This window comes from Oceanisphaera sp. W20_SRM_FM3, assembly GCF_052119705.1.
Lineage (GTDB): Bacteria > Pseudomonadota > Gammaproteobacteria > Enterobacterales > Aeromonadaceae > Oceanimonas.
On sequence record NZ_JBGQOP010000039.1, the window covers coordinates 1 to 5,789 of the forward strand.

Sequence of the window (5,789 nt, forward strand, 5' to 3'; positions counted from 1 at the left end):
GTGCCCGGAGACGGAATCGAACCGCCGACACGGGGATTTTCAATCCCCTGCTCTACCGACTGAGCTATCCGGGCTAAACACGCATTACGGCACGTTTATACGAACTCTTTACTACAACTTTCTATTTACAATATGGTGCCCGGAGACGGAATCGAACCGCCGACACGGGGATTTTCAATCCCCTGCTCTACCGACTGAGCTATCCGGGCTAACGGGGCGTAATTAGATAAGATTGGGCATATCAAGTCAACCGCTATTTCAAAGACATAAAGGTGATTGCTTATGTCTTGAGCAAAGTGCTGCTTTAGTCCGCATTTTAGTTTGTGCTTTTAGCTCGCACTTTTAGCTCGCACTAGGCGGGGTGTAGCCATCAACCTTTACGTCGGCGCCTTCAAATAAATAGGCGACCATTTCGCTTTCTAATAATTGTCTGTGCTCGGCATTCATCATGTTGAGCTTTTTTTCGTTGATCAACATGGTTTGTTTTTGCTGCCAAGCAGCCCACGCCTCTTTAGAAATATTGTCATAGATGCGCTTACCTAGCTCACCTGGGTAAAGTTGAAAATCCAAGCCTTCGGCTTCTTTTTGTAAACGCAGGCAGAAAACGGTACGGCTCATAATTTATTCCTTGTTTGCAAGTAAGTTTGCGGGGGAGCAAGTTTGCAGTTGCGGGTAAGCAAGCAGTTTGGTGGTAGCCGCTGCTAAGCCAACCGCCGCAGGTTGCTCCAAGTTATACCAAAGTCGCTCACTGGCGGCCATCACCTCTGTGGGTATCTGGGCTATTTCTACCAGCCAAGGGCTGATATCTAAGTGAAAATGGCTAAAGGTATGGCGAAAGCTGGGTAGGGGTTGTGGCGGGTTGGCGTCTGGATAACGCTTCAGCCAATCTTTGAGCTCTGGCTCATTATGAAACTCAGGGAAGCAATATAAGCCGCCCCAAATGCCGTGCGGCGGTCTTTGCTCTAGCAAGAGTTGTTGGCCATGTTTGAGCAACAATAAATGTGCCTGCTTGACCGGCTGCACCGTTTTCTTGGGTTTAGAGTGCGGAAAGGCGGTGGGCGTGCTTAAGGTCAGCGCTTGGCAGTCACTACTCACTGGGCACAGTTCACACTTAGGCTTAGAGCGGGTACAAATAGTGGCGCCTAAGTCCATCATTGCCTGATTATATTGCGTCACGCCAGAGGCAGGAGTAAGGCGTGCCACTTGCTCCCACAGCTCATTTTCTACGTTTTTTTGCCCAGGCCAACCTTGTTGTGCCAACCAGCGAGCCAGCACGCGTTTCACATTGCCGTCCAAAATGCCGTGATGTTGACCCAAAGATAGCGATAGCACGGCTCCTGCGGTGGAGCGGCCTATGCCGGGCAGGCCTAGCACTTCTTCAAATCGTTCGGGAAATTGGCCCTGATAATGATCGCGAATAGTTTGTGCGGCCTTATGCAAATTGCGCGCGCGAGCGTAATAGCCAAGGCCGGTCCACAGATGCAGCACTTCGTCTGGCTCGGCATTGGCCAAGCTTAGCACGTCCGGAAAGCGGGCCATAAAGGTGTGATAGTAGGGAATAACGGTAGCCACTTGGGTTTGCTGAAGCATAATTTCCGACACCCACACTCGGTACGGTGTCTTGTTCAGCTGCCAAGGCAAAGTTTTGCGGCCGTGCTGTTGGTACCAAACCAACACCCGTTCGGCAAAAGAGACTGTATTCACAATAGCGACTATATAGAAGAGAATAGTCAGATCAGAACACACTTGAGGGGCGTGCGCAAACTCGCCTCTTGCTCGGTAAAACGTGCACATATTGGCGTGGTGCGAGAAAATGGCACCATATTGCGCACTCATTTGCGCGAGTTAGTTTGTTATTTAACTGTTTTCTGATACAAAAGAAGCGTGTTATTGGCGCCCGCCAGCCTAGGTTTTTAGAGAGATCCTTATGCAACCCTTTTTCGCGCAACGCTTTGCCAAGGTAGAGCCTTCCTTCATCCGTGAAATTCTTAAAGTCGCGATGAATCCAGACGTTATTTCTTTTGCTGGCGGTTTACCGAATCCGGCTTTTTTTCCTCATGAGGAGCTGGCGGTGGCCAGCGCCAAAGTGTTGCAAGACCACAGTAATGGCGCCTTACAATATGCGGCTACCGAAGGCTTTGCGCCCTTGCGCAAATACATTGCGGATCGGTATTTTCAGCAGTACGGCATGCAGGTGTCGCCAGACAATATTTTGATTACTAATGGTTCACAGCAGGCGTTAGATCTGTTGGGTAAAGTGCTGGTGAATGAAGGCGACAAGCTGATCATCGAAGAGCCTGGTTACTTAGGTGCGATTCAAGCGCTATCGGTTTATCAGCCTAATTTTCAAGGTGTGGCGTTAAACGAGGATGGTCTCGATATCGCTGAGTTAGACGCGCTGCTCGCCAAGCCCGGTCACGCGCGCTTATTGTATGGCGTGACTAACTTTCAAAACCCCACGGGTCTGACTTATTGCTTAGAAAATCGTCAAGCCGTGGCCGAGCGCCTGATTAAGCATGATGTGCTGATGATTGAAGATAATCCTTACGGCGAGCTGCGTTTTGAAGGTGAGCATTTATCGCCGATTGCGAAAATGGCGCCAGATAATGTGGTACTGCTGGGCTCATTCTCTAAAGTGGTAGTGCCATCGTTCCGTTTGGGTTGGATGCTAATGCCAGATTGGTTACGCCAAAAGGTGATGATTGCTAAGCAAGCCTCTGACTTACACACCAACGGTTTCGTGCAGCAGGTGTTACATAGCTACTTGCAAGATCATAATTTAGACGATCACATTGCACGTATTCGCACCGTGTATGGTCGCCAAAAAATCGCCATGGAAAATGCACTGCTCAAGTATTGCCCAGGTATCGAATTCACGCGTCCCGAAGGCGGCATGTTTTTATGGATAACCTTGCCTAAGCACATCAATGCCATGGAGTTGTTTGATAAGGCGATCAAAGAAAACGTTGCCTTCGTGCCCGGCCAGCCTTTTTATGTGCGCCCCGATATCTCACATACCGCACGCTTAAGCTATGCGGGCTTTGATGAAGCCACCATTGAAGAGGGCATTAAGCGTTTAGGTCGAGTACTGAACCAAGTACTTTAAATTAAAGCTGTAAGCCATAAGCTTGAAGCTGTAAGTTTACAGATTAAGCGAAGAGCCTGACGCGGGTCAGGTAGCAGTCGTTTTATAATGAGCGTTAGGTCACTACTGCATTCTTACCTTGGCGTAAGAATGCAGTTTTTTCATTTTGCGACTGAAGCTAAATCAACAAATTAAAAATTATCTTAAAGTAGGCTTGCTAAGCCAGTCGGAGAAGTTAAATGACAGATGAACACCAGCCCGAGCAAACCCTACTCGAGCAAGCACTCGCACAGCCAGAGCAAGAACTACGTAAGCGTAAAATTCGCAGCTTCGTACTGCGTGAAGGGCGCTTAACCAAAGGCCAAGAAAAAGCCATGACCGAGCAATGGCCTGTGATGGGCCTTGAGTACCAGCCACAGCTTATTGATCTAGATGCGGTGTTTAACCGCGCGGCACCCAGAGTGCTAGAAATAGGCTTTGGTATGGGCGGCTCCTTAGTGGAAATGGCTAAAGTGGCTCCTGAGCTCGATTATCTCGGTATAGAAGTGCATACCCCAGGTGTGGGTGCTTGTTTGATGGCAGCGGCTGAGGCCAAGATCACTAACTTGCGCGTTATGTGTCACGATGCCGTGGAAGTGTTTGAGCATATGTTGCCCGAGCAAAGCTTGGATCGCGTGCAGTTATTTTTCCCGGATCCTTGGCACAAAACACGCCATCACAAACGCCGCATAGTGCAGCCTGCCTTCGTGGAAATGCTGCGCAGCAAGTTAAAGATTGGCGGTGAGTTTCACATGGCAACCGATTGGGAAAACTACGCCGAGCATATGTTAGAAGTGATGCAAGCGGCCCCCGGTTATGTGAACGCCTCTACCGAGGGCGATTATATGCCGCGTCCGGATTATCGTCCGCTCACTAAGTTCGAGCAGCGCGGCCATCGTTTAGGTCACGGCGTGTGGGATCTGATCTTTACGCGTACTGAATAATTAACAGACTGTGAAGAATAAGGTGTGAAAAACACCGGATCTGTAACAGTGGATTACGCCTCACCCTTAACTCTTCACGCCGTGCAATCTTAAACATGGGTAAAAAATAAAGTGACTCAACAGCAAGCAGCATTTAACCAGAGTTTAATCGACTTTCTACAAGCTTCACCTAGCCCCGCTCATGCGGTAAGCACTATGGTGCGCGAGCTGGAAGCGGCAGGCTTTACCGCCTTAAATGAAAGTGAAGCATGGCAATTAGAGCCCGGCCAAGGTTATTGGCTGACGCGTGGTGGTCGCTCTATTATTGCCTTTCGTTTAGGCGAACAGCCGGTCTTTGAGGCGGGTGTGCGCATGATAGGTGCGCATACCGACAGTCCTTGTTTAAAAGTGAAGCCCAACGCCGAATTATTGCGCCATGGTTATTTACAGCTAGGTGTGGAGGTTTATGGTGGCGTGCTGATGCACCCTTGGTTTGACCGAGACTTGTCGTTGGCAGGCCAAGTGCACTTTCGTAATGCCGCGGGTAAATTACAGGTTGCTCTGCTTGATGTAGCCAAACCGATTGCGGTGATCCCCTCACTTGCCATTCACCTTAATCGTGAAGCCAATAAAAACTCGGAAATTAATGCCCAGTTACACTTGCCGCCGGTATTAGGCATAGATGCCCATGATGAGAGCAACCCAAGTTTAGTGTTGCGCGAATGGCTAAGGAGCCAGTTACGCCAAGCGGGTCATGATGTCACACAAGTCATCGACTACGACTTGTGTTTTTATGACACTCAAGCACCCGCACTGGTGGGCCTTGAGCAAGAGTTGATAAGCTCGGCGCGTCTGGATAACTTGCTATCTTGCTACACCGGCTTAAACGCGCTGTTAGCGAATGGCAAATCAGCGGCCACTTCGTTATTGGTGTGTAATGACCACGAAGAAGTGGGCAGTTCCTCGGCCACTGGTGCCCATGGGCCATTTTTAGAAAGCGTGTTGCGCCGCTTAAGTGGTGAAGAGCAGTTGTATCAACGTATGATGGCACGCTCGTTCTTTGTGTCTTGTGATAACGCTCATGCACTGCATCCTAACTACGCCGACAAGCATGACGAAAACCACGGCCCGAAAATTAATGCCGGCCCCGTGATCAAGATGAATGCTAATCAGCGCTACGCCACTAACTCAGAAAGCAGCGCTTTATTTAGCCATTTTTGTGACTTAGCCCAAGTGCCTTATCAGCGTTTTGTGGTGCGAGCCGACATGGGGTGTGGCAGTACTATAGGTCCGGTTGCTGCCACTAAGTTAGGGGTGCGAGTCGTGGACGTGGGTGCGCCGCAATGGTCTATGCATTCGATTCGCGAAACTGCTGGCACCAAAGATGCGTGGTACTTAAGCCAAGCGCTGCAAGCCTTTATCAGTGAGTGGGAAGGGGATTAAGAGCAGCTGTAAGCTTGAAGCCGTAAGCTGTCAGTTAAAGACAAACATACAAGCAGCGTCGAGCTTTAGCTGCGCAATGACGCGCAGCTAGAAACACACCGCCTTTTGTAGGAGCGCTTATTTTAGGGGAGAAGTATTCGCGCAAAGATTACGCACCATTAAAAAAGGTCGAATACTTTAAAAAGTATTCGACCTTTTTGTTTGTTATATGATTTTATTTTTGGCTTACGGCTTACGGCTTACGGCTTACGGCTTACGGCTTACGGCTTACGGCTTACGGCTTACGGCTTACGGCTTAC

Annotated in this window: 5 protein-coding genes and 2 tRNA genes; 3 read left to right on the forward strand and 4 right to left on the reverse strand. The window is 49.4% G+C overall.

Annotation, left to right across the window (positions count from 1 at the left end; genetic code table 11):
- Position 1: 1 nt before the first annotated feature.
- The 4 genes from ACEN2G_RS14110 to mutY all read right to left on the reverse strand — a co-directional run bounded on the left by ACEN2G_RS14110 (position 2) and on the right by mutY (position 1,704).
- Positions 2 to 74, reverse strand: a tRNA-Phe gene (locus tag ACEN2G_RS14110).
- A gap of 59 nt (positions 75 to 133) precedes the next feature.
- A tRNA-Phe gene (locus tag ACEN2G_RS14115) sits at positions 134 to 209 on the reverse strand.
- Positions 210 to 342: 133 nt separating this feature from the next.
- Positions 343 to 618 (reverse strand): oxidative damage protection protein, encoded by a 276-nt coding sequence (locus tag ACEN2G_RS14120; protein WP_442022626.1) that lies wholly within the window; start codon positions 616 to 618, stop codon positions 343 to 345.
- 3 nt (positions 619 to 621) lie between these two features.
- On the reverse strand, positions 622 to 1,704 hold the full coding sequence (gene mutY / locus ACEN2G_RS14125; RefSeq protein WP_442022628.1) for an A/G-specific adenine glycosylase: 1,083 nt from the start codon (positions 1,702 to 1,704) through the stop codon (positions 622 to 624).
- A 223-nt stretch (positions 1,705 to 1,927) separates the two neighbouring features.
- Here mutY and ACEN2G_RS14130 point away from each other — a divergent pair, with 223 nt between their 5' ends.
- From ACEN2G_RS14130 to ACEN2G_RS14140, 3 genes are all read left to right on the forward strand, one after another.
- The gene (locus ACEN2G_RS14130; protein WP_442022630.1) at positions 1,928 to 3,106 is read left to right on the forward strand and encodes an aminotransferase-like domain-containing protein; all 1,179 of its coding nucleotides are present in this window, start codon (positions 1,928 to 1,930) and stop codon (positions 3,104 to 3,106) included.
- 218 nt (positions 3,107 to 3,324) lie between these two features.
- Positions 3,325 to 4,068 (forward strand): tRNA (guanosine(46)-N7)-methyltransferase TrmB, encoded by a 744-nt coding sequence (gene trmB, locus ACEN2G_RS14135; RefSeq protein WP_442022632.1) that lies wholly within the window; start codon positions 3,325 to 3,327, stop codon positions 4,066 to 4,068.
- A gap of 111 nt (positions 4,069 to 4,179) precedes the next feature.
- Positions 4,180 to 5,490, forward strand: coding sequence for a M18 family aminopeptidase (locus ACEN2G_RS14140; protein WP_442022634.1), 1,311 nt, complete (start codon positions 4,180 to 4,182; stop codon positions 5,488 to 5,490).
- The last annotated feature ends 299 nt before the right edge of the window (positions 5,491 to 5,789 follow it).